General features: G+C 72.0%; 17 protein-coding genes. 12 read left to right on the top strand and 5 right to left on the bottom strand.

The window, feature by feature from the left end; translation table 11 throughout:
- The first annotated feature begins 82 nt into the window (after window positions 1–82).
- A complete protein-coding gene (locus AB0M35_RS09755) occupies window positions 83–271 on the top strand; it encodes a hypothetical protein (protein ID WP_363743555.1) in 189 nt (62 codons plus the stop codon).
- 71 nt (window positions 272–342) lie between these two features.
- Here the strand turns inward: AB0M35_RS09755 and AB0M35_RS09750 are convergent, their stop codons facing one another.
- Both AB0M35_RS09750 and AB0M35_RS09745 read right to left on the bottom strand, forming a co-directional pair.
- Window positions 343–570 carry a DUF3107 domain-containing protein gene (locus tag AB0M35_RS09750; RefSeq protein WP_013736008.1) on the bottom strand — a complete coding sequence of 76 codons (228 nt, stop codon included), beginning with the start codon at window positions 568–570 and terminating at the stop codon, window positions 343–345.
- Between the two features lie 63 nt (window positions 571–633).
- Window positions 634–1,272: a TetR/AcrR family transcriptional regulator gene (locus AB0M35_RS09745; RefSeq protein WP_131302398.1), complete on the bottom strand. Its 639-nt coding sequence runs from the start codon at window positions 1,270–1,272 to the stop codon at window positions 634–636.
- A gap of 684 nt (window positions 1,273–1,956) precedes the next feature.
- On the opposite strand from AB0M35_RS09745, the gene AB0M35_RS09740 reads away from it, so the two are divergent.
- From AB0M35_RS09740 to AB0M35_RS09715, 6 genes are all read left to right on the top strand, one after another.
- Window positions 1,957–4,587: a hypothetical protein gene (locus AB0M35_RS09740; RefSeq protein WP_363743553.1), complete on the top strand. Its 2,631-nt coding sequence runs from the start codon at window positions 1,957–1,959 to the stop codon at window positions 4,585–4,587.
- A gap of 23 nt (window positions 4,588–4,610) precedes the next feature.
- The gene (locus tag AB0M35_RS09735; protein ID WP_363743551.1) at window positions 4,611–5,585 is read left to right on the top strand and encodes an alpha/beta hydrolase; all 975 of its coding nucleotides are present in this window, start codon (window positions 4,611–4,613) and stop codon (window positions 5,583–5,585) included.
- Between the two features lie 128 nt (window positions 5,586–5,713).
- Window positions 5,714–6,532: a DUF3152 domain-containing protein gene (locus AB0M35_RS09730; RefSeq protein ID WP_363743549.1), complete on the top strand. Its 819-nt coding sequence runs from the start codon at window positions 5,714–5,716 to the stop codon at window positions 6,530–6,532.
- Between the two features lie 71 nt (window positions 6,533–6,603).
- Complete coding sequence (locus AB0M35_RS09725; RefSeq protein ID WP_363743547.1) at window positions 6,604–7,407, top strand: DUF3152 domain-containing protein; 804 nt, start codon at window positions 6,604–6,606, stop codon at window positions 7,405–7,407.
- A 174-nt stretch (window positions 7,408–7,581) separates the two neighbouring features.
- The gene (moeZ, locus tag AB0M35_RS09720) at window positions 7,582–8,763 is read left to right on the top strand and encodes an adenylyltransferase/sulfurtransferase MoeZ (protein ID WP_363743545.1); all 1,182 of its coding nucleotides are present in this window, start codon (window positions 7,582–7,584) and stop codon (window positions 8,761–8,763) included.
- Between the two features lie 154 nt (window positions 8,764–8,917).
- Window positions 8,918–9,739 (top strand): prenyltransferase/squalene oxidase repeat-containing protein, encoded by an 822-nt coding sequence (locus tag AB0M35_RS09715; RefSeq protein WP_363743544.1) that lies wholly within the window; start codon window positions 8,918–8,920, stop codon window positions 9,737–9,739.
- 289 nt (window positions 9,740–10,028) lie between these two features.
- Here the strand turns inward: AB0M35_RS09715 and AB0M35_RS09710 are convergent, their stop codons facing one another.
- The gene (locus AB0M35_RS09710) at window positions 10,029–11,270 is read right to left on the bottom strand and encodes a glutamate-5-semialdehyde dehydrogenase (protein ID WP_363743543.1); all 1,242 of its coding nucleotides are present in this window, start codon (window positions 11,268–11,270) and stop codon (window positions 10,029–10,031) included.
- Window positions 11,271–11,355: 85 nt separating this feature from the next.
- Window positions 11,356–12,465, bottom strand: a complete 1,110-nt coding sequence (gene proB / locus AB0M35_RS09705) for a glutamate 5-kinase (protein ID WP_363743542.1) — start codon at window positions 12,463–12,465, stop codon at window positions 11,356–11,358.
- Window positions 12,466–12,526: 61 nt separating this feature from the next.
- On the opposite strand from proB, the gene AB0M35_RS09700 reads away from it, so the two are divergent.
- The 5 genes from AB0M35_RS09700 (at window position 12,527) to AB0M35_RS09680 (ending at window position 18,028) form a co-directional block, all read left to right on the top strand.
- On the top strand, window positions 12,527–12,841 hold the full coding sequence (locus AB0M35_RS09700) for an MGMT family protein (protein WP_363743540.1): 315 nt from the start codon (window positions 12,527–12,529) through the stop codon (window positions 12,839–12,841).
- A 32-nt stretch (window positions 12,842–12,873) separates the two neighbouring features.
- Window positions 12,874–14,301 carry an MFS transporter gene (locus AB0M35_RS09695; RefSeq protein WP_363743538.1) on the top strand — a complete coding sequence of 476 codons (1,428 nt, stop codon included), beginning with the start codon at window positions 12,874–12,876 and terminating at the stop codon, window positions 14,299–14,301.
- The gene (locus AB0M35_RS09690; protein WP_363743536.1) at window positions 14,298–15,773 is read left to right on the top strand and encodes an aminotransferase class V-fold PLP-dependent enzyme; all 1,476 of its coding nucleotides are present in this window, start codon (window positions 14,298–14,300) and stop codon (window positions 15,771–15,773) included. Before AB0M35_RS09695 ends, AB0M35_RS09690 begins: the two co-directional genes overlap by 4 nt.
- Window positions 15,774–15,898: 125 nt before the next feature.
- Window positions 15,899–16,492, top strand: coding sequence for an NADH-quinone oxidoreductase subunit B family protein (locus tag AB0M35_RS09685; RefSeq protein WP_363743535.1), 594 nt, complete (start codon window positions 15,899–15,901; stop codon window positions 16,490–16,492).
- 222 nt (window positions 16,493–16,714) lie between these two features.
- Window positions 16,715–18,028, top strand: coding sequence for a DUF2252 domain-containing protein (locus AB0M35_RS09680; protein WP_363743533.1), 1,314 nt, complete (start codon window positions 16,715–16,717; stop codon window positions 18,026–18,028).
- 27 nt (window positions 18,029–18,055) lie between these two features.
- On the opposite strand, the gene AB0M35_RS09675 is transcribed toward AB0M35_RS09680, so the two are convergent.
- Window positions 18,056–19,102 carry a glucose 1-dehydrogenase gene (locus AB0M35_RS09675; RefSeq protein ID WP_363743531.1) on the bottom strand — a complete coding sequence of 349 codons (1,047 nt, stop codon included), beginning with the start codon at window positions 19,100–19,102 and terminating at the stop codon, window positions 18,056–18,058.
- Window positions 19,103–19,236: the final 134 nt, after the last annotated feature.

The raw sequence follows: 19,236 nt of genomic DNA, 5'->3' as shown, positions 1-19,236 counted from the left end.
GAGTGTCCGCCCCGGCGCCAACTTCGCTGTGGTCGACCTGCTCGGCCTGTGACCCTCGGTGTGCTGCTCGTCCTTCGAACGGATGGCGGCCGACGCCCGACTCGCCCCGCATCTGCGGCGCTGCGCGGTACTGAGCGAGATGGCCGCCGCCGAGATCGCGAGCTACCGGCGCCTGGTCGGTGCGGCGCTCTCCCAGGTGGGGCGGGTGGCCGCCGTCGATCGTGGGGCGCTCAACACCTTGATCACACCCAGGGCGAGCTGGCGGAGGTGACCGGATTGATCCGGCGGCTGACCGACGCGCATACCGCGCGGATGGCCGCCGCCGGACTCAACAACTGACCGTCAGCGGACGGTGAAACCCACCGCCCGGGGAGACGCCTCGGCGATCTCGACGTAGGCGACCTTGCTGACCGGCACAATGATCCGCCGGCCCTTCTCGTCGGTCAGGGACAGCGTGCCCTCGCCCCTGGCGACGGCGTCGGTCACGATCCGCTCGATCTCGGCCGGCGACTGCGCGCTCTCCAGAACCAGTTCGCGGGGCGCGTACTGCACGCCGATCTTGACCTCCACTGTGCCTCCTCCGTCGGGCGAAATGGCCGCCGTGCGAAGGCTATCCGATCACAAGGTGGTAGTTCAGGCTGACTCACCTTGCAGCGGAAAGCTGGCGATGCCCCGCCAGGAGAGCGCGGCCACCAGCGCCTCCGCCTCGGCCTTGGGCACCTGACGGCCCCCGGCCAGCCAGAACTGCGCGGCGGTCTCGGCGGCACCGACCAGGCCGGAGGCGAGCAGTTCGGCGTGAGCGCGGCTCACCCCCGTGTCGGAGATGATGGTGTCCGTGATCGCCGCGATGCAGCCCTGCTCGACCCGTTCGACCCGCTGCCGTACGGCCGGTTCGTTGCGTAGGTCGGACTCGAAGACCAGCCGGAAGGCTTCGCTCTCGTGGTCGACGAAGTCGAAGTAGGCCCGCACCGACGCGCTGACCCGCTCCTTGTTGTCGGTGGTGCTGGCCATGGCGTCGTGCACCTTGGCGACGATGGCGTCACAGTGCGTGTCGAGCAACGCCAGGTACAGCTCCATCTTTCCCGGGAAGTGCTGGTACAGCACAGGCTTGGAGACTCCCGCCCGCTCAGCGATGTCGTCCATGGCTGCGGCGTGGTAGCCCTGCGCGACGAACACCTCCTGAGCTGCGGCGAGCAGCTGCTTGCGGCGCGCCGAACGAGGTAGGCGCGTGGGCCGGCCGGCGGTCTGGGCGCCGTTCCCCACAGCGGTCATGGGAACCTCCGAGATTGTCGTACGGACCGGCATTTCACCCAAACCGGCTAGGGCCTGGGTGGCCCTTCGCGGAATTGGCCCGCCGCTGTAACTTATCGCCACTGTCGCCACACGGTAGCCTCAGCGGGGGCGACCAAGGAGCGCGCGGTGAGTGAAACAGGACAGCCCGGTGCTGCCACCCCGGGAGAGCACGGCGACGGTACGGGTCAGCGGGATGACCTGGCCCGTTCCGGCAACGGGTGGGCCCCGCCATCGGGTGACTGGTCCTGGAGCGCACAGGCCCCCCAGGAGACCGGGGAGAGCTGGCGGGTGATCCCCCCGCCGTCGGGATGGTCCACCGCGTCGCCACGCTACGCCGATCTGCCTGCTCCGGCCGGTGAGCCGACGCAGCAGCGATCGGAACAGGTCAACGGCCATCGGGTCAACGGGCTGCAGCACGGGTCGGATGATCATCCGGCCGGTTGGCATGCTCCGGTGAGCGCTCCGCCCGGGTCACGTGATTCCGGCCACGATCCCGGCCACGAGCGTCTCGTCCTGCCCGCTCCGCGCCCCGTACCAGCCAGTGAGCGCCCCGAGTTGCCGACCTCCGCGCCGCCGGTGAGCGGTTTGCCGACTTCTGCGCCGCCGGCTGGTTTACCGACTTCTGCGCCGCCGGTGAGCGGTTTGCCGACTTCTGCGCCGCCGATGGGCGGTTTGCCGACTTCTGCGCCCCCGGCGATGCAGGTGCCGCCGGTCGGGACCGCCGCATCGGGCTTCGAGATGCCGCCCGGCCTGCACGCGCCCAGCGCCGAGCGGAGCGGGGACGAGTCGGCGGGCGGCCCGCCGCGCGGGTGGGAGGACCACTTCGGCCCCGCGTCGCCCCCGGATTCCCGATGGGTGCCGTCCGACCCCGTCACCGCAGCGGGCACCGCTGACCAGCCGCCGACCGACACGCCCGGGCCCCGGCCCCCGGAGCCGCCAGCCGAATCCGAGCAGCCGGACTGGGCGCGGCCGGGTCCGGCCAGCGACTGGGCTCCGGCGTGGGCCCGGGGCGAGGGCGACTCGCCCGGCCGACGCTCGCGCGAGACGCCGGCCCAGACCTGGGCCCACGAACCAAGCCGGCCGTACGAGCCGGTGCGCGCCGAGCCGACTCGGCCCTACGAGGCGGTACGCGTGGAACAGCCCCGACCGTACGAGGCGTCCCGGCCCGGCCAAGGGCCGGATGTCGCGGCACAACAGACCCCGCCCGGTCGGCCTGAGCAGACCCCGCCCGATCGACGTGAGCAGACCCCGCCCGGCTGGGCTGAGCAGACTGCGCCCGATTGGGCTGAGCAGAATGCACCCGGTCGGGTTGAGCAGGCCCCGCCGCACTGGGCTGACCAGACCGCACCCGGTTGGGCTGACCAGACCGGACCTGGTTGGGCTGAGCAGAGTGCACCCGAGCGGCCGGACTGGGCGATGGCGCCGACGAGCACGCCGCCGGCTGCGGAGCGGCCGACGTGGGTTCCTCGACCGGCCGACGAGCGGCCGGCAGCCAACCCGACCGGGGTGCCGGACGATCGTCCGGCATGGGCCCGTCCGGTCAGCGCGGCGCCGGCCGACGAGGCTCTGCCCTGGGGCTCACGAGCGGCCAGCCAGCCATCGGCAGAGGAGCGGCTGCCCTGGGCCCTCGGCCCGGCCAGCGCCCCACCGGCCAGCGCGCCGACCTACTGGGAGGCTCCACCCGAGCCCCGCTCGGCGTCGGTCGACCCCGATGCCGGGCCGACCGCCGACCCCAGGCCAGCTGCTGAGGCCAGGCCCGCTGCCGATCCCAGGCCCGCCGCTGAGGCCAGGCCGACCGCTGAGGCCGGATCGGTCTCGGATACCCGGATGTCGTCCGACCTGGCCGCCCATCGGCCGTTCCGGCTTCGGCCGGTGCCCAGCGAGCCGGCCCTGACCCGTCCCGCACCGACAGCCGGTCAGCCTGACCCGGTCCCGGCGCCGGCCACAGTCGATCCGCCGACCGGTGCGAGCACCAGCGGAACGGGTCGCCACGAGCAGACGCCCTCCGCCCCTCGCGCCAGCGGTTCGGATCGGCACGAACACGGCCTGTCCGCGTCCGGTGTGACCGCCGGAGGGCCGGGACGCCACGAGCACACCCCTGCCGCGAACGGTTCGACGAACGCGGCCCCGTACGCGGCACGTCGGTCCGCGCCTGAACCCGTACCGTCGGCGGAACCGGGCAACGGCCGGTCGCCGGACAGCACGTCGGCGGTGTTGCCGCAGCGCGTCCCCGCCGAGCCGGACGTGCCCGTCGTGCCGGAGCCGCCTGCCGTGGAGCCACCTGCCGAAACTCCGGAACTCGCCCGGATCGCCACCCACCTGCGCCGCGATGACGAGCCGGCACCGTTGCGCGAGCGGCCTGAGGGTTTCGACGTCAACGCGATCCTCGATGCGGTCCGGGGTGTCGAGGGCGTACGCGACGCCGCGCTGCGCCGTACCCCGGCGGGTGCGCACAGCCTGCGTCTCGACCTCGCCGATGGTGCCGACCCGGCCGAGGTGAGCCGGCAGGTGGCCCGCCTGTTACAGGAGCGGATGGGTCTGGCCGCCGCGCCGCGCGGCGTTCCGGGTGTGCCGGCCGCACCCGTCCGGCGCCGGTCCGCCGACAACCGGGGCGGCGACGGCGGTGAGAGCCGGCCTGCCGGGGAGCCTCGGCGCCCGACCAACCGGCCGGCGGGAGCCCGTGCGGAAACGGTGGCGACCCGAGCTGAACCGGCGCCGGACCAGTCGCGGCGGAGACGTCCGGCACCTGCACCGCAACGCGGCCGGGCCACCGTTGAGGAGACCGGTTCGACGGGGAGCCCGGCGACCCTCGGCGCCTCGTACTCCGGCGGGCAACTGACCACCACCGAGTCCGCGCCGTCACGGCCGTTGGACACCGGCGGCCGACCCGGCCCCCGGGTCGTGCTCGACCACGTGCAGGTGAGCACGTTCGGGCTCGACGCCACCGTCGAGGTCCGGCTGATCGCCGGTGAGCAGAGTGCCGCCGGTTACGCCACCGGCCCTGCCGTGGACGGTTACGTGCTGCGACTCTGCGCGGTCGCCGCTGCGGCCGCGATCGACGAGTTGTTGCGGAGCGCCGGCACCACCGCCGACCGTGGACGGTGCTTCGTCGAGCATGCCGCCGTGGTGCCGTTCGGTAACTGCGAGGTGGCCACCGTCGTGGTGCTGCTGGTGTGCGACGGGTGGGTCGAGCAACTCGCCGGTTCCGCGCTGGTCGCGGGCGACCCCCGGCAGGCGGTGGTACGCGCCACACTGGCTGCGGTCAATCGTCGGCTGGAGGCCCTGCTGGCCTGAGCGGACCCGGGCAGACTGGAACGGTGAAGCCTGCCATCCTCTCATCCGACCGGCTGCTGCCCGCCCACTCGGTTCCGCCCCCGTGGCCGGGCCGTCAGGTACGACTCGACGGCTTGGTCACCTACGTGCGCGACACCCCGGCCACCAGGCCGGACGCGGAACCGGCGTTGTACGTGCACGGGCTGGGTGGCTCCTCGCAGAACTGGACCGACCTGGCCGGCCTGCTCGCCGACCGGCTCGACGGCCAGGCGATCGACCTGCCGGGTTTCGGGCGCAGCGAGCCGGGCCGGCGGTACACCGTGCCGGTCTTCGCGCAACGGGTGATCCGCTGGCTTGAGTACTCCGACCGGGGGCCGGTGCACCTGTTCGGCAACTCGTTGGGCGGGGCCATCTCGGTGCGGGTGGCCGCGCTACGGCCGGATCTGGTCCGGACGCTGACGCTGGTGTCGCCCGCTCTGCCGTTCCTCGACTTCCGTCGGTCGTTGCAGGGTCGGATGCTGCCGCTGCTGGCGACCCCCCGAGGCGAGCGGCTGGCCGCCTGGCGGCTGGCCCGGATGGCACCGGAGGTGATGGCGCAGCAGGTGATGGAGGCTTGCGTGGCCGACCTCAGCCGGATCTGCGACCAGCGCCGGCAGGAGGCGCTGGAGGAGATCCGGGTGCGTTACCAGGCGGAGCATTATGCGGCGGCCTACGTGCGTACGTTTCGTGGGCTGGTCTACAGCTTCCTACGGTCGTACCTGCCGGGATCGGGCTCGCTGTGGCGGCTGGCCCGTTCGGTGCAGGCGCCGACGCTGGTCGTCGGTGGTCGGCGGGACCGACTGGTCGACGTCCGGGTGGCGCCACAGACCGCCCGGGTGATCCCGGACAGCCGACTGTTGATGCTCGACGGCGTGGGCCATGTGGCGCAACTGGAGGTGCCACGCCTGGTGGCTCGGGCCGTGATCGGGCTGCTCACCGAGACGGGGGACGCGAGGCACGGGGCTGGCCTGGCAGGATGACCGGGATGGTCATCCCCCGTAGCCACCGCCGACAGCCTGGCCGGCACACCCGTCGCGCGGGTTCGTCGGGAGACGACGCTGGTGGCGTCGGCGGAGGTGCCGGCCATCGGCCCAAGGTCGTTGCCCGGGTGGCCGTGCTGGTGGCGGTCGGCGCTGCGGTGGCGCTGGTGGCTGGGTGGACGGGTTGGTTGCCCGGTGCCGCCGATGCCGACGAGGTGCCGGCGATCCCGCCGCCGGTGTCGGCCGTCGTTCCGCCCGTGGTGACGCCGTCGTCCGAGCCGTCCCTGGCGACGCGGTCGCCCGAGCCACCTGCGGCGAGGCCGTCGCCCGAAGCGCCGATGTTGCAGCAGCCCGGGCGGGTGCCGTCGGCCGGGCGGGGCCGCTTCGACTACGACGAGCGGACGGGCCCGGTGCTGGGGAAGGCTGGCGGGATTCAGCGGTACCGGGTGGCGGTGGAGTCCGGCGCGGGCGTCGAGCCGGGCGAGTTCGGTCTGGCAGTGCAGGAGGCGCTGACCGGGCCGGGTAGTTGGGTGGACAGTGGACGGCTGCGGTTGCGGCAGGTGGAGACGACGTCTCGGTACGACTTCACCGTCTACCTGGCCACCGCGCCGACGGCGGGCCGGATGTGCGCGGCCGGCGGGGTCGACATCCGGGTCGGTGGGCGGCCCTACACCTCCTGCCGTGCCCCCGGGAAGGTGATCATCAACCTGGAACGGTGGCGGCGGTCCGTGCCGCACTTCGTCGAGGCGGAGGTGCCGCTGTCGGTCTACCGCACGTACGTGATCAACCATGAGGTCGGGCACCAGCTCGGCAACCGCCACGAGCGCTGCCCCGGGCCGGGCAGACCGGCGCCGGTGATGATGCAGCAGACCCTCTTCCTCAAGGGGTGCATCGCGAATCCCTGGCCGTACCTCGATGGCCGGCGGTACGCCGGTCCACCGCTGTGACCTGGCCGGCTGCGCTGACAGCTGCTTCGATTATGCGGCGTTAGTGGCGATTTGGGTGCGACGATGAGGTCATGCCCTCTTCACCCCTTTATGGGCGCCCGACGGGCTCGGCTCGACACACGCCCTCCCGACGGCTGTTCCCGTCCTGGCTTCGTACGCTCGCGGTGCTCGTCGGCCTGATGGTGCTCGCGGTCGCCGTCACGGTGCTGTTGGTGGCCCAGTCCGGTGACCGGGCGGTGCGGGAGCCCGACGACCGGAGCAGGGCCGCGCAGGGTGTGCTGGATCAGCGCCCGCAGCCGACCGGGTACCCGAGTGCCGGTGCCGGACGTTTCCTGACGGCCGGTGAGGCCTCACCGGTGCACGGGCTGGACGGCCCGGTCGTGCGCTACCGGGTGGCCGTCGAGCAGGGCACCGGGCAGGATCCGGCGGGGTTCGCAGCCGAAGTCGACGCGGTGCTGTCCGACCCGCGCAGCTGGATCGGCTCGGGTGAGCTGCGGGTGCAGCGGGTCGCCGAGTTCGACCGGGCCGACTTCACCGTCTACCTGGCCACCCCGCTGACCTCGGAGGCGATGTGTGCCGAGGGCGGCCTGAGCACCGAGGGTTACACCTCCTGTCGCCTACCCGGTCAGGTGATCATCAATTTGGCGCGGTGGTTGGAGGCGGTGCCGGATTACGGGGCGCCGCTGGAGGTCTATCGGGCCTACGTGATCAACCACGAGGTCGGGCACGAGTTCGGTCAGTGGCACGAGGAGTGCCCGGGCCCGGGGCGCCCGGCGCCGGTCATGCAGCAACAGACGTACGGCCTGGCCGGCTGCCTGGCCAACGCCTGGCCCTACCTCGACGGCCACCGATACGCCGGCGACCTGGTCCCGTGAGTGCCCCCGGCTGCCTACCCGCTGGTCGGCCCATGCCGCCGGCCCGGCTCTTACCCGGCAGCCGGATATTCCCCTCCCGCATGCCGGGCGACGTGTCCCTGCTCATGGCCGACGGCTGCGTCGGCGAGCAACAATGGCTCGGTTGTCCACCACATCGATTCCGGGGAGTTCACCGTGTCGTTGCCCCCGCTCGTCGAACCCGCCGCCGAGCTGACCGTTGACGAGATCCGCCGCTACTCCCGTCACCTGATCATTCCGGACGTCGGGGTGACCGGTCAGAAGCGGCTGAAGAACGCCCGGGTGCTCTGTGTCGGCGCCGGTGGCCTCGGTTCCCCCGCCCTGATGTACCTCGCCGCCGCGGGGGTCGGCACCCTCGGCATCATCGACTTCGACACCGTCGACGAGTCGAACCTCCAGCGGCAGATCATCCACGGTGTCTCCGATATCGGCCGGTCCAAGGCCGAGTCGGCCGCGGCGAGCATCCGCGAGATCAACCCGCTGGTCAACGTCGAGATTCACAACACCGCGCTGGACCGGGACAACGTCCGCGAGATCTTCGCCCAGTACGACCTGATCGTCGACGGTACGGACAACTTCGCCACCCGGTACATGGTCAACGACGCGGCGGTGCTGCTCGGCAAGCCGTACGTCTGGGGTTCGATCTACCGGTTCGACGGCCAGGCGTCGGTGTTCTGGGCCGAGCACGGTCCCTGCTACCGCTGCCTCTACCCGGAGCCCCCGCCGCCCGGCATGGTCCCCTCCTGCGCCGAGGGCGGCGTGCTCGGCGTGCTCTGCGCCTCGATCGGCTCGATCCAGGTCAACGAGGCGATCAAGCTGCTCGCCGGTGTCGGTGAGCCCTTGGTCGGCCGGCTGATGGTCTACGACGCCCTGGAGATGAGCTACCGCAAGATCAAGGTTCGCAAGGACCCGAACTGCGTGCTCTGCGGCGAGAACCCGACGGTGACCGACCTGCTGGAGGACTACGAGGACTTCTGCGGCGCGGTGTCGGTCGAGGCCCAGGAGGCGGTGGTCGACGCCACCATCACCGCAGCCGAGCTGAAGGAGTGGCAGGACGCCGGCAAGGACATCTTCCTGGTCGACGTGCGGGAGCCGGCCGAGTACGAGATCGTCCGCATCCCCGGCGCCACGCTGATTCCCAAGGGCGAGATCCTCTCCGGCGAGGCGTTGGTCAAACTGCCGCAGGACAAGCAGATCGTGCTGCACTGCAAGTCCGGCGTCCGCTCCGCCGAGGCGCTGGCCGCGCTCAAGGCGGCCGGGTTCCGCGACGCCGTGCACGTCCAGGGCGGCGTGCTCTCCTGGATCAAGCAGATCGACCCCTCGCTCCCGGCCTACTGAGGTGTAAGGAAGGGGCCCTTCTTAACGCCTCCGGTAGAGGAGGGGCCCCTTCTTAACATCGGCCGCAACGCCCTGCTCACACCTGCCGTCGGGCCGGTGTCGGCTGCCCGATTCACCGAGGCGAGATCACGTTTGCGCCGGTAGCCTGACCGCCGTGGTCGACATCGACGCCGCGATCGGGTTCGTGGTGGCACACGGAGACGCGGTGGAACGTGCCCGCCTCTCCTGGTTGCGCACCGGCGCGCCGCCATCGCCCGAGACGCTCGACAGCGCCGAGATCGGGCAGACGCTCGGCGGCGGCTGGCCGGCCTCCTGGGGCGAAGAGGTTGCTTCGGTCGACGCCACCTGCTTTCGCCTCGCCGAACTGGACGATCTCGGCGCGCTGAGCCGTCCGGCCGCCCGCCGGGCCCTGGACTGGCTGGCCGCCGCCCAGCGGCGGGACGGCTGCTGGGAGGAGGACGAGGCCCTGGCCGACGTCGCCCCCGAGTGGGCCCGGCCGGGTGATCCGGAAGCGCGGCTCTACCTGACCGCCAACGCGGCCTTCTGGCTCACCGTGGCCGGGCTGGACGCCCGTGCTGCCGGGCCGCTGGACCACCGGGTCGGTGGGGCGTACGCCGGGGTGGTGCACGCCGCCGGGCAGGCGCTCGCCGCTCACCTCAACCCGGACGGCAGTTGGCCGTCGTTCCTGGCCACCGGTTGGCTGACCGCTGCGGTGCTGCACCGGCAGCAACTGTTCTACGAGTCGGCGCGGATCAAGGCGGTGCTCGCCGAGCGGCTTCCGCAGGCCTCACCCGCCGACGCCGCCTGGCTCGCCTCGACGCTGCGCCGTGTCGGCGTCGACGAGCAGGAATGGACCCTCGTCGCGGCCCGCCGCCGACTTGCCGAAACCCAGCGCACCGACGGCGGCTGGACCAGCGACGACGGCCACCAGTTCGACGTCCACACCACCCTCGCCGTAATCCGCGCCTTCCGCTAACCCCACCCCCACCCCCACCCGACCCCACCCCACCCCACGCATCCCGCCGCGCCGCACCCACCCCACCGCGCGCGCGCACAGATCTTGCACTTTTCGTCGCGACAATAAATGCCATAACGGGCAAACTGCCGACGAAAAGTGCAAGATCGCGGGTGCGGGTGCGGGTGCGGGTGCGGGTGCGGGTGCGGGTGCGGGTGCGGGTGCGGGGAGCGGGGAGCGGGGAGCGGGGAGCGGGGAGCGGGGAGCGGGGAGCGGGGAGCGGGAGTGGGAGTGGGAGTGGGGTGGGTGGTTAGCGGAGGTGGCCGGTGCCGGTTACTACGTATTTGGTGCTGGTCAGTTCGGGGAGGCCCATGGGGCCGCGGGCGTGCAGCTTCTGGGTGGAGATGCCGATCTCGGCACCGAAGCCGAACTCGCCGCCGTCGGTGAACCGGGTCGAGGCGTTCACCATCACTGCGGCCGAGTCGACCCGGGCCACGAACTCCCGGGCGGCCGACTGCGAGTCGGTGACAATGGCCTCGGTGTGGCCGCTGCCGTACTGCCGGATGTGCGTGACCGCCGCGTCGAGCGAGTCGACGACGGCGACCGAGATGTCCTTCGAGAGGTACTCGGTGGCGAAGTCCTCGTCGGTGGCCGGGACCACGGCGTCGGAGTACGTCGCGGTCCGGGCATCGCCGTGCACGGTCACCCCGGCCTCGGCGAAGGCGGCCAGCATCGTCGGCAGGAACTCGTCGGCGACAGCCGCGTGCACCAGCAGCGACTCGGCGGTGTTGCAGGTCGACAGCCGTTGCGTCTTGGCGTTCAGGGTGATCGACACGGCCATCGACAGGTCGGCACCGGCGTCGACGTAGACGTGGCAGTTGCCCACCCCGGTCTCGATCACCGGCACGGTGGACTCCTCAACCACGGTCCGGATCAGCGACGCACCGCCGCGCGGGATCAGCACGTCCACCAGGCCCCGGGCGCGCATCAGCTCCTTGACCGAGTCGCGGGTGCTGGAGTCGAGCAGTTGCACCGCGTCCGCCGGCAGGCCGGCGCCGGTGATCGCGTCCCGCAGCACGGCCACCAGCGCCGCGTTGGAGTGCGCGGCCGACGACGAGCCGCGCAGCAACGCCGCGTTACCGGACTTCAGACAGATGCCGGCGGCGTCCACGGTCACGTTCGGCCGACCTTCGTAGACGATGCCGACCACGCCGAACGGGACCCGGATCTGCCGCAACTCCAGCCCGTTGGGCAAGGTCGAGCCGCGTACCACCTCACCCACCGGGTCGGGCAGCGCGGCCATCTGGCGCAGCGCGTCGGCGATGCCGACCATCCGGCCCTCGTCGAGGGCGAGCCGGTCCAGCACGGCCGCGCTCAGCCCGGCTTCACGCCCGGCCGCCAGGTCCGCCTCGTTCGCGGTGAGGATCTCCGGCGTACGCGCGACCAGCGCGTCGGCCATCGCGTTCAGCGCGGCGTCCTTGACGGTACGCGTCGCGACGGCCAGCGTCTCCGCTGCCGTCCGCGCCCGACGCGCCTGCTCGCTCACGCTCATCCCATGCTCCTTCGGGTGGTAAGGAAGGGCCCCCTGTTAACGCCTCGCGTATAGGAAGGGCCCCTTGTTATCACGTCGTTCGGGCTCACAGCAGCACCAGGTCGTCGCGGTGGACGACCTCCCGTTCGTAGGCCGGGCCGAGCGCCGCGGCAAGGTCCGCAGTGGAGCGACCCAGCAGGCCGGGCAGCTCGACCGCGTCGTAGTTGACCAGTCCCCGGGCGACCGGGGCGCCGGAGGTGTCGACCAGGTCGACGGGGTCGCCGGCGGTGAACACCCCGTCGACGGCGGTGATCCCGGCCGGCAGCAGCGACTTGCGCCGGCCCACCACGGCGGCCACCGCCCCCGGATCGAGGTGCAGCCGACCTCTGGGCGAGGTCGCGTGGGCGAGCCAGAACAGGCGGGCCGCCGGTCGCCGGAGGCTGGGGTGGAAGAAGGTGCCGACCGGCTCACCGGCCAGCGCCGCGCCGGCCTGCGTGGCAGAGGTGAGCACCACCGGGATGCCGAACCCGGTGGCGATCCGGGCCGCCTCGACCTTGGTCACCATGCCGCCGGTGCCGACGCCGGAGCGACCGGTGCCGCCGATGTCGACGCCGGCCAGGTCCGCCTCGTCGCGTACCTCGGCGATGCGGCGTGAACCGGGTCGCGACGGGTCGCCCGTCCAGAGGGCGTCGACGTCGGAGAGCAGCACCAGCAGGTCGGCGTCGACCAGCGCGGCCACCAGGGCGGCCAGCCGGTCGTTGTCGCCGAACCGGATCTCCTCGGTGGCGACCGTGTCGTTCTCGTTGACGATCGGCACGGCCCGCAGGTCGAGCAGCTTGCGCAAGGTGCGGTACGCGTTGCGGTAGTGCGCCCGTCGGGTCACGTCGTCGACGGTCAGCAGCACCTGGCCGACGGTGCGACCGTGCCGCGCGAACGCGGCGGCGTACCGCCCGATCAGCAGGCCCTGCCCGACGCTCGCGGCGGCCTGCTGGGTGGCCAGGTCGCGCGGTCGCCGGGCCAACCCGAGCGGCGTCAGGCCCGCGGCGATCGCGCCGGAGGAGACGAGCACCACCTCGCGGCCGTCGGCGGCGCGCGTGTCGAGCGCGTCGACCAGCGCGTCGAGGCGTTCGTCGTCCAGCCCGCCGGTCGCGGTGGTCAACGAGGAAGATCCGATCTTGACGACGACCCGCCGGGCCGTGGTGACTGCGTCGCGCACCCGCCTATTCTGCGCTGTCACCGTCGAGCCACCCGTCGGCGTTCCCATACTCTGGCTGGTCATGACACCAGACGAGTACGTCGAGGCGGTACTGGAACTGGTCGACCGGATTCCGTCCGGACGGGTGATGTCGTACGGGGCGGTGGCCGACGCGCTCACCGAACGCTCAGGTCGGGCGTCCGCCCGGCTGGTCGGCTCGATCATGGCCCGGCATGGCGGTGCCGTCCGATGGCACCGGGTCGTCAACGCCTCCGGTGCGATGCCGCCCCGGCTGGCAGCCGAGGCGCGGGCACGTTGGCTCGCCGAGGGTACGCCGCTGCGCCAGGACCGGGTGGACATGCGGGCCGCGAGTTGGTGGCCCGGTGAGGGGGTGTGACGAGGGCCATAACGTGAGTAGCATTCGGCGCCATGACCGCACCGCCGAGTGGACCCGGCGCACCATCCCTGCCCCGCAAGGTGCACGCCGGCTATGCGCTCGGCTCGCTGGCCACCGGGGCGTTCGGCACCGTACCGGGGCTGTTGCTGCTGCCGTACCTCACCGACACGCTCGGCGTGGCGGCCGGCGTCGCGGCGCTGCTGGTGCTCCTGCCAAAGGCCTGGGACGTGCTGGTCAACCCGGTCGCCGGGCGGATCTCCGACCGGACTCGCTCCCGCTGGGGCGCCCGCCGGCCGTACCTGCTCATCGGTGGACTGGCGCTGGCCGTACTGTTCGGGTCGATCTTCGCCGCGCCGTTCGGCGCCGGGTCGGCGGCCGGGGCGTACGTCGCCATCGCCTTCCTGGCCACGGCGACCGCGTTCGCCTTCTTCCAGGTGCCGTACGTGGCCATGCCGGCCGAGTTGACCAGCGACTACGCCGAACGTACCCGGATGATGACCTGGCGGATCGCGGTGCTGGCGCTGGCCATCCTGGTCGCCGGCGCGGTGGCCCCGTTGGTCCGCGACGCCGCCGGCGGTGGCGTGCCGGGACACCGCTGGATGGGGGTGTTCGTCGCCGCGCTGATCGCGGTCGGTGCGGTCGGCGCCTTCCTGGGTACCCGGTCCGCTCCGCAACAGGTGGTCACCGAGAGCGAGCCCAGCCTGCGCGCCCAACTCGCGGTGGCCAGCCGCAACCGGCCGTTCCGGGCGCTGCTGCTCTGCTTCGTGGTGCAGTCCGCCGGGGTGGCCACGATTCTCGCCGGGGTGCAGTACTTCGCCGACCAGATCCTGCGCGACTCGAAGACCGGCCCGACCCTGCTGTTCGCCTGCTTCGTCGGGCCCGCGCTGGTGGTGATGCCACTGTGGTCGCGGGTGGGCGCCCGGCTCGGCAAGCTCGCCGCCCTGGTGATCGCGTCGCTGATGCTGTCGATCGGCGGCCTGGCGCTGGTCGCCGCGCCGATGTTGCCCGCCGCCGTGATCTACCTGCTGGTCGCGCTGCTCGGCGTCGGGTACGCCGGGCAGCAGGTGTTCGCGCTGGCCATGCTCCCGGACTGCATCGCGTACGACACCGCCCGCACCGGCCGCCGTCAGGCCGGCGTATTCACCGGCGTCTGGACCGCCGGTGAGACCTTCGGCCTGGCGCTCGGCCCCGGCATCTACGGCCTGGTGCTCGCCCTCACCGGCTACGTCTCCTCCACCACCGGCACCGCCGCCGCCCAGTCCGACACCGCCCGCCTCGGCGTCCTGCTCGGCTTCACCGTGCTGCCCGCCCTCCTGATCGCCCTGGCCACCCTCCTCCTCCGCCCCTACGACCTCACCGAGGCTCGCCTCGTCACCCTCACCCCTTCCGCCGCCGATCATGGAGTTGTGGTCGGAACGGAAGCCGCGAACCAGTACGAAAAGGGGACCACAAGTCCATGATCGACGAGAGTATGGGGGCCCTGCCTGCGCGTGGAGTGCCGGCGGAGCGGGTGTTGGGGGAGATCCGGGAGCTGCGGGGGCTGGATCGGCCTACGCATGGGGGGCGGTTGTTCGCCTATGTGTACGACCCGGGGGTGGCGGGGCTGGACGAGTTGGCTGCCGCCGCGTACGCGGAGAGTGCTCATGTCAACGGGCTCGATCCGACTGCTTTTCCGTCGCTGTTGGCGATGGAGAACGCGCTGGTGGGGGCGGCGGCTCGGGTGCTCGGCGGTGGGCCGGGCACGAGTGCGCCGGAGGTGGTCGGCAGCGTCACCAGCGGCGGCACCGAGTCGCTGATCCTGGCCGTGAAGACGGCCCGGGACGCCCGGCCGGAGGTCGACACGCCCCGGATCGTGGTACCGGCCAGCGCGCACGCGGCGTTCGCCAAGGCGGCGCACTACCTGCGGGTGGAACTCGACCCGGTGCCGATTCATCCCGACACGCTCCGACCGGCGGTCGCCGACGTGGCCGCCGCGATCCGCCCTGAGACGGTGCTGGTGGTCTGCTCCGCCCCCTCGTACGCACACGGCGTCATCGACCCGGTCGAACAGATCGCCGAGGTGGCCGCCGCGGCCGGGGTACGGTGCCACGTCGACGCCTGCTTCGGCGGCTGGACCCTGCCGTACCTGCGCCGCCTCGGCGAACCGGTGCCCGCGTTCGACTTCGCCGTACCCGGGGTCACCTCGATCTCCGTGGACCTGCACAAGTACGCGTACGCCCCGAAGGGCGTCTCGGTCCTGCTGCACCGCGATGCGGCGCTACGGGCTCCGCAGTACTTCGCGTACGCCGACTGGCCCGGGTACACGATGATCAACCCGGTGATCTCCTCCACCCGCTCGGGCGGGCCGATCGCCGCCGCGTACGCGACCCTGCGGCACCTCGGTGACGACGGCTACCTGGAGCTGACCCGGCGGACGCGGGAGGCGGTGCGGGTGCTGGCCGACGCGGTGCGCGGTGTCGACGGGTTGCGGCTGGTCACCGAGCCGGAGTCGACCGTGGTCTGCTTCACCACCACCGACTCCGGGCCCGACCTGTTCGTCCTGGTCGACGAGCTGGCGGCGCGGGGTTGGCACACCCAACCCCAGCTCACGTACGCCGGACTGCCGCGCAGCGTGCACCTGACGGTGACTGCGGCGGTGGCCCCCAGGGCGGCCGAGTTCACCGTCGACCTGGCCGAGGCGGTCGCGGTGGCGGGTGTCGCCGGGCCGGTCGCGCTGCCGCCGGAGTTGCTCGCGCTGGCCGGTGCGCTCTCCCCGGAGGCGCTCACCGGTGAACTGGTCGCCGGACTGGCCGCCGGGCTGGGCCTCGGCTCGGGCGGCGGGCTGCCGGAGCGGATGGCACCGGTGAACACCCTGCTCGACGTCGCGCCACCGGCGCTCCGCGAGCGGCTGCTGGTGGAGTTCGTCAGCCTGCTGCAACGCCCGTCCTACTGACCGGCCGCATCGGCGCTGCTCGTTCTCGTTAAGAGGGGGGCCCTATACAACGCTAGGCGTTAACAGGGGGCCCTTCCTTGCCGAATGGGCTGTGGTTGACTGTCGGGGACGGGAAGGGGACGGTCGTGCAGCTGCCGGCGGTGCTCGGCGAGCCGATCCGGTTCGTGCTCAACTGGGGCCGGCGGTACTCGCTCTGGGTCTTCAACTTCGGGCTGGCCTGCTGCGCCATCGAGTTCATCGCGACCAGCATGTCCCGGCACGACTTCATGCGCCTCGGCGTCATCCCGTTCGCGCACGGTCCTCGGCAGGCCGACCTGATGGTGGTCTCCGGCACGGTCACCGACAAGATGGCCCCGGCCATCAAGCGGCTCTACGACCAGATGCCCGAGCCCAAGTACGTCATCTCCTTCGGCGCCTGCTCCAACTGCGGCGGCCCGTACTGGGACTCGTACTCGGTGACCAAGGGCGTCGACCAGCTCATCCCGGTCGACGTCTACGTGCCGGGCTGCCCGCCCCGGCCGGAGGCGCTGCTGCACGGCATCCTCCGCCTTCAGGAGAAGATCGCCGCCGAGCAGTCCGGCCCCGGCGGGGTATCCCGCCCCGACCTGCTCGCCCCGCCCACTGACGCCCCGCTCGCTGACGCCCCGTCCGGCGAGGGCGTGGCGCCCCGCTCCGCTGCCTCGCTGACCGCCCCACCGGTACGCCCGCCGAGCACCTGAAATCCGGCGTACCGAGCCGCCGAGCGTCGCGCTCCGGCCAAGCCGCAACCGTAGTGGTGGCGGCACCGCCTGGACGATCTCCTATATGGACGGGCGTCACTAGCCGCCCGGCACCGTGATCGAGTCCGATGGTCGGTCCGGGGATGACCGAACCGGACCGGCCCTCGGCCGACTCGATCGGGCAGGGCGTTTCAGTGGCGGCCAGGGATTAGCGTACGGATCATGACCGACCTCGCGGAGAAACGTTCCGCCTTCATCGTCGAGGTGCTGACCCAGGAGTTCGGCACCCTGATGGCGCTCGACCCGGCCGCCTTCCGGCGCAAGTTCCGTAAGATGGCCGCCTCCCCGTTCGCCTTCTACCGGGGCAGCGCCAGCCTCTTCTACGCCGACCAGCGCGGCGACTTCGCCGACGACCGCTACCTCGATGCCCAGACCAGCCGAGTGTGGATCCACGGTGACCTGCACGCGGAGAACTTCGGCACGTACATGAACGGTTCCGGCCAACTCGTGTTCAACGTCAACGACTTCGACGAGGCGTACGTCGGGCCGTTCACCTGGGACCTGCGGCGCTTCGTCGCCAGCGTGGCGCTGATCGGCTACACCAAGGCGCTCTCCGACCGGGTGATCAGCGACCTGGTCACCGGCTTCGCCGAGAGCTACCTGACCGAGCTGCGAGCCATCGCCGCGGGCGGTGACGACGCCATCGGGTCGATCACCCTCGACAACGCCGACGGTGTGCTGCGCCGGGTGCTCCAGCAGGCCCGGCTCAACACCCGGGTCGACCTGCTGCGGGAGCAGACCACCATCGACGCGTACGAGCGGCGGTTCTCGCTGCGCGACGGGGTGTACGAGGTCGACGGCGAGGTGCGGGCCCAGGTCTGCGCCGCGTTCGAGGCGTACCTGGGCACGCTGCCTGCGGCGACCGCGCAGGCCCGGCCCCTGGCGGCGCAGATCAAGGATGTGGTGCTGCGCAAGGGTGTGGGCATCGGCTCGGCCGGGTTGCCGTCGTACAACCTCCTGTTGGAGGGGCACACCCAGGCGCTGGAGAACGACGTGGTCATCTACATGAAGCAGGCTCAGGTGCCGGCGGTGGCCCGGTACGTCGACGACGAGCGGGTCCGCAACTACTTCCGGCACCAGGGCCACCGCACCGCGGAGTCGCAGCGGGCCTTGCAGGCGCACGCCGACCCCTGGGTGGGTTTCACCGAGCTGGACGGGGTGGGCCAACTCGTCGCGGAGGTCTCTCCGTACGCCGCCGACCTCGACTGGGCCGACGTCAACGAGCCCGAGGAGTTGTCGGGGGTCCTGGCCGACCTGGGTCGGGCGGTCGCCCGGATGCACTCGGTCGCCGACGACGAGTCCAGCCACGACCTGGTCGACTACTCCACCGAGGAGGCGATCGTCGCCGCCGTCGCCGACCAGGCCGGCTTCGTCGAGCACCTGGTCGACTTCGCCCACGCGTACGGCGTCCGCGCCCGCCAGGATCACCAGCTCTTCGTCGACCTGTTCCGCAACGGCCAGTTGCCCGGCATCTGAGCGCTGCCCTCCCCCGGCCGGTGCGGATCAGGCGGTGAAGTCGAGGATCACCTTGATGTCCTGCGGGCCGGGGGAGTACGCGGCGGCGTACTCCGACAGCGGCACCCGGCGGGTGATCAGCGAGGCGAGCCAGGACCGGTCGGCCTGGGACAGCGCCTCGGCGGCGGCGTCCCAGTGCCGCCGGTTGGCGTTGACCGAGCCGAACACGACATTGTTCTCCAGGACCAGGGTGCGGTTGAGGGAGCCGGCGTCGAGGTCGACGGTCCGGCCGCCACTGGAGACCCCGGCCAGGCAGACGATCCCGGTGGGCGCGACCTTGTACATCGCTTCGAGGACGACCGCCGGTGCGCCGGTGCACTCGACGATGACGTCCGGTTCGAAGTCGAGCTGGTCGATCGAGCCGGCGTGGTAGGTGGCGCCGAGCGCGCCGGCCAGCGCCGGCTTCGGACCCTCGGTGGCCAGATCGAGCACGTGTACGGAGAGGCCCCGCTGACTGGCCAGCAGGGCGGCCAACAGGCCGATCGGACCGGCTCCGGTGATCAATGCGGTACGCGGCTGCCACTCGGCCCGCTGACCGATCCGGAAGATGTGGTCCCACGCCTTGACCACCACACTGGTCGGTTCGAGCAGCACCCCGACCTCGCTCAGGGTCGCGTCCAGCCCGACGGCGAAGCGGGGCTGGAGCCGCCAGCGTTGCCGGGCGAAGCCGGGCAGCGCCTTGATGCCGTGCTCGGTGAACATCCCGTTGCGGCACATGTCCCACTCGTCGACCGCGCAGTTCGGGCAGGGTACCGGGTCCGGATGCCGGACGATCCCGGCCACCAGCTCGCCGGGTTGCAGGGTGCCGGTCGGGTCCTCGATCACCCGGCCCAGCGACTCGTGCCCGAGAACCAGATGATCCGTGCCGGGCGGGGCCTCGCCGTACTTCCCCTCGATGATTTCGAGGTCCGTGCCGCAGATCCCCACCGCGACGGCCTCCACCAGGATCGAACCCTCCTCGGTGGTCGGCTCCGGGTAGTCGTCGAGCAGCCGCAGCGAGCCGGGTACCCCTGGAATGACAGTCACAGCGCGCACGGGCCCATCCTGGCGGGCAAGCACCGACGCTCGCCGGCAAAGCCCGGATCTCCACTCGGCCGCGTGCACCCGGCCCACGTCGACGTTCGCAACCGGGATGGCGTCGGCGTCGTACCGGGTGGGCGCGTGGCGCC

The organism is Micromonospora sp. NPDC051196 (genome assembly GCF_040682415.1).
GTDB lineage: Bacteria > Actinomycetota > Actinomycetes > Mycobacteriales > Micromonosporaceae > Micromonospora.
Note: the sequence above shows the minus strand (reverse complement) of the source record. Positions and strands in the feature narration are given on the sequence as shown.

What these genes read in the sequence shown, in the direction of transcription:
- AB0M35_RS09755 (WP_363743555.1), top strand. Translation starts at nt 83, where the DNA reads ATGGCGGCCGACGCCCGACTCGCCCCGCATCTGCGGCGCTGCGCGGTA.
- AB0M35_RS09745 (WP_131302398.1), bottom strand. Translation starts at nt 1,272, where the DNA reads ATGACCGCTGTGGGGAACGGCGCCCAGACCGCCGGCCGGCCCACGCGC.
- AB0M35_RS09740 (WP_363743553.1), top strand. Translation starts at nt 1,957, where the DNA reads ATGGGCGGTTTGCCGACTTCTGCGCCCCCGGCGATGCAGGTGCCGCCG.
- AB0M35_RS09725 (WP_363743547.1), top strand. Translation starts at nt 6,604, where the DNA reads ATGCCCTCTTCACCCCTTTATGGGCGCCCGACGGGCTCGGCTCGACAC.
- AB0M35_RS09710 (WP_363743543.1), bottom strand. Translation starts at nt 11,270, where the DNA reads ATGAGCGTGAGCGAGCAGGCGCGTCGGGCGCGGACGGCAGCGGAGACG.
- AB0M35_RS09700 (WP_363743540.1), top strand. Translation starts at nt 12,527, where the DNA reads ATGACACCAGACGAGTACGTCGAGGCGGTACTGGAACTGGTCGACCGG.
- AB0M35_RS09695 (WP_363743538.1), top strand. Translation starts at nt 12,874, where the DNA reads ATGACCGCACCGCCGAGTGGACCCGGCGCACCATCCCTGCCCCGCAAG.
- AB0M35_RS09690 (WP_363743536.1), top strand. Translation starts at nt 14,298, where the DNA reads ATGATCGACGAGAGTATGGGGGCCCTGCCTGCGCGTGGAGTGCCGGCG.
- AB0M35_RS09680 (WP_363743533.1), top strand. Translation starts at nt 16,715, where the DNA reads ATGACCGACCTCGCGGAGAAACGTTCCGCCTTCATCGTCGAGGTGCTG.